Origin of the sequence: Rhodoferax sp., assembly GCF_028689295.1 — a bacterium.
In the GTDB taxonomy this organism is placed as follows: Bacteria; Pseudomonadota; Gammaproteobacteria; order Burkholderiales; family Burkholderiaceae_C; genus Rhodoferax.
On record NZ_JAQTWL010000059.1, the window covers coordinates 1 to 3,748 of the forward strand.

4 protein-coding genes and 1 pseudogene are annotated in these 3,748 nt (G+C 55.5%); all 5 read left to right on the forward strand.

From position 1 onward, the window contains the following. The coding region (locus PHF15_RS16675) for a hypothetical protein (RefSeq protein WP_300122974.1) at positions 1-544 on the forward strand (544 nt) is incomplete at its 5' end. Positions 545-1,021: 477 nt separating this feature from the next. Then, positions 1,022-1,942, forward strand: a complete 921-nt coding sequence (locus PHF15_RS16680; protein ID WP_300122976.1) for an LPD7 domain-containing protein — start codon at positions 1,022-1,024, stop codon at positions 1,940-1,942. A 42-nt stretch (positions 1,943-1,984) separates the two neighbouring features. Continuing rightward, complete coding sequence (locus tag PHF15_RS16685; RefSeq protein ID WP_300122977.1) at positions 1,985-2,152, forward strand: hypothetical protein; 168 nt, start codon at positions 1,985-1,987, stop codon at positions 2,150-2,152. Further along, positions 2,145-3,299 carry a zincin-like metallopeptidase domain-containing protein gene (locus PHF15_RS16690; RefSeq protein WP_300122978.1) on the forward strand — a complete coding sequence of 385 codons (1,155 nt, stop codon included), beginning with the start codon at positions 2,145-2,147 and terminating at the stop codon, positions 3,297-3,299. Before PHF15_RS16685 ends, PHF15_RS16690 begins: the two co-directional genes overlap by 8 nt. A 16-nt stretch (positions 3,300-3,315) precedes the next feature. After that, positions 3,316-3,748: pseudogene (locus PHF15_RS16695) on the forward strand (conjugal transfer protein TraG); the annotation flags it as partial.

Here is a 3,748-nt window from a genome sequence, read left to right on the forward strand (position 1 = left end):
CGTCTTTTGCGCTGGCACGGCGTATGACCCCGCCCCTGCATCAGTGTCGATCCGTGGCACCGTTGCCGCATCCGATGTGGGCCTGCCCGGCGCCATTTGGGTGGGTATTGAAGACCCAGGGGTGCCCGGTTACCCAGCTGCATTTTTGACACCCAGTGGCTGGGTGGCCTGGACGACCGGCGGCTTCCCCACTTACGTTGAAACACCGGCACTGGGGTCAACTTTTGCGTACTCCGCGTGCATGCCCACTTCACCTGCCGGGGGTGGCTGTGCCTCAACCAGCACCGATTTTGTTGGTTGGAAAGTCTATGCGGGCTATGGCGTCTTGACGCCTGAGCATCAAACCTTGATTGGAAAACGGCGTGCATCGCTCGACCTGGCCAAGCCCTGGCTGCAACAAAAGGGCAAGTGGCGTGCTGCCTATGAAGATGACATGGCCTTTCGCAATGCGCTGATTCAAAAGTCAGCCAATGAGGGCCGCTGGGGACCAGCACTCACCATCCCACTGATCGACTGCACCCCGCCTGATTCCGGTGGTCAATGAGTTTGTACCTGAAAGGCCCCTATGGAAAACCTGACTGGTGAACAAATAAAGCGAATTGCCCTGCTGGATGCCTTTGAGGCCAAAACAGCCCCTGCGCGAGAAATTCGCAATGGCGGGATTAATCAGCACGAACAGCAATACCGCGAAAAATGGCTGCAATTACAGTCCAGCATGGAAGCCACTCGCGGCGAACTGCACGCCAGACTGAAGGGGCTGGGTACTTCTGATCAATCGATTTCCGCGTCGGTGGCCATTGAGCTGGCCAAACTCACTGAAGGCTATTACGCCGAAAAAGACAAGGCCGCTCGCGAACTCGATGGCACGCTGGTCAAACCGCAAAGCTGGCTTGATTTCCTGAAAGAGTCAAAGCTTGAACAACCCGATGACCCCATTTTTGACAGTCTGATTGAAGAAGCAGAAAAGGCACCGGATTCCGGCCTGGATGGCTTCAGCCAACAAACAGCCCCCAACATTGTCTTGGCCGATTTGCAGGCGCGCGAAGGCAAGGATGGGGTCATGGAATTCACGCGCGGCTTGACGGTGGCCGTGCGTGATGTCGGCGACCGCCTGGATGTGCGCAAAACCGATGATCGTGACGTCGAAGCGGCACTCAAGATTGCCGCCAAAAAGTTTGACATCGACAAAGGTTTGCTGCTGACCGGTGACACCGCCTTCAAGGTCCGCGCAGCGGAAATCTCTGGAAAATTGGGCTACCCGTTGCAAAACACAGAGCCTGAAGTATTAAAGGCCTGGATGAGAGGTAAACAGGTCGCCCAAGGGCTTGAACGTGGCCGTATTCCAGGTGTTGAAGCGGGCATCACGGGCGATCCGGTCAAGAACCTGACGACTGCACCTTTGGGCAAGTCCGTCCTCCGTGCTGACCAAAGAACGATGGACATCCTCACAAAAAGCCCAGTGGCAGATATTGACCTGCTGGGTGACGGCAAGATTTCCATGCCAGATGAACGCATGCTGGCGGCCAACGCCAGTATCAAAGATTTGGGCTATCAGGCAATTCACCAAATAGCCAAGGTTGACCTTGAACAGCAAAACGGTGGCGTTGACCCTGGTTCTATCGATCTGCTGCGCGAGAAAGGCATTTTGGACACGGACGGCAAACTCACGCAGCTTGGAACGGATGTGGTGATGGTGCGTGATGACCGCGTCATCAGGGAGCGTGAAGCGCTTGAGCCGTCGCAGAAGGCGAACATCACACAGTATTTCAAAACGTCTGGCGACTACGTGCGTGAGGCCTTTTTGGCGGAGCGGGAAAAGGCCGAACCTGAAGTGGCTGAGGACAAAAAAGAAAGTGCACTCGAAGAGGAAAACGCCTTTCAGGTCGGGGGAAAAAGTCCCAAAACCCGCCAAATCGCGCTCGAGGAAAGTATTGAACTTTGAACCACCACGCCCGTCCGGAAAGGGCATTTTTAAGGAGAAATCATGCAAGCATTGATACCTTTGTCCCCGCAAACAATGGCCGAACTGGGCATACCAAGCGATGCCCAAGTGCATTTGGTTCGCGATGCCGACAAACTCGGCATTGAGCTCTCCGGCCCTGAACATGACGATGTTGACGCCCTGGATTTTGTCGAGGTGCATCATGACTGAGCCCAAAAAAGACCTGCGTGAGCAAATCACGGATCGCATCGTCGCCTCCCTGGAGTCGGGTGTCATGCCATGGCGCAAGGGTTGGACCAATGAAGGTGGTGTTGCTGCCGGACTGCCCCGCAATGCGGTTTCTGGCCGTATTTACAGCGGTGGTAACCGGCTCATGCTGATGATGCAGGGGATGGACAAAGGCTATGCCGATCCACGCTGGCTGACCTACAAGCAGGCAGTCAGTCTGGGCGGCGGTGTCACCCAAGGCGAAAAGTCAACACCCATTGAATACTGGGATGAGTTGCCTTTTCATCGCCGCCGGGACGTGGACATCACCCACAATGGCGCTCGGGTCACCCTGGCTGAAGCGCCGGAAAAATACGCGCAAACGGTCAAACTCTCCAACGGGCAGCAAGTGGACACCCGCCAATTGGTGGTGGAGTCTGGCGGGACCAAATACAGTTGGAAGCAAGCAGAGCGGTCCTTGAGCTTGCTGTTCGAAAAAACCAGCCATGCCTTCAACGTCGAACAATGCAACGGCTTGACCCTTGAACCCATCGCCACCACAAAAGACCGCCCTACTGTCGAAAAAATCGCTGCAGTGGAAAAAGTGGCCAGCGGTATGAAACTCGACGGACTGAAGCTTGGCCACGGCGGTGACCGGGCGTTTTACTCACCAGCGCGTGATGCCGTTCAAATGCCGAATCGTGATCAATTTGAAAGCCCTGAAGCCTACGCTGGCACCTTGCTGCATGAACTTGGCCACGCCACCGGCGGTGAAAACAGGCTGAGTCGCCCATTTTCGAACGGCTTCGGTACGGATGAATACGCCCGTGAAGAATTGGTGGCAGAGTTGTGCAGCGCTTTCGCCAGTGCTGAGACGGGCGTGCAGTTTGACGACAAAAATCACGCGGCTTATATCGGCTCGTGGCTTGAGACCCTCAAAGGTGACAAGCACGCCGTTTTTGCAGCGGCAAAAGACGCGTCGAAAGCAGTGGACTATTTGCTTGAGAAAAGTCTGGGCGTTGAGGTCGAAAAGGACGTTGGCCTGGTGGCGGATGATGTGAAGGTAGACCCCGTGAAAGAGGAAGTCCTAAAGCCTTCGAAAGTCCGGGCGAAAAAAGTAGCTAAACCTGAAACTGAACTGGAAATTTAGGAATTGAAGGCTCTGCATGTCCCAGTCGCAGCGGCAACAGCTCTACGTCATCCCCCGCACCCAGGGGGACATCACTCGGTTCGTATGGGTTGCCTTTCTGATATTCGGCTTGGTCACCGCGCTGACCTTCGTGATGGTTACGCAATACACCGCCTGGCAGTTTCGTTTTCACCCGACACTTGGTTCGCCTGCCACGATTTTTGGGCAGACACGGATTTATTGGCCGTGGGACATCCTGATCTGGATATTTCGGTATTTCCGGCCAGACTCATCACCGGATGTCCTGTCCGTCATCAAGACGGCTCAAGTGCTGCTGGCTGCTGGTGCCATGACCGCCATTGTTTTTCCGGTGGCCTACGTGTTCCAACGCACCCGCAAGCTGAAAGACGAACGCAATGACTTGCACGGTTCAGCGCACTGGGCGGTGGCAGACGAAATCGAAGCAGCGG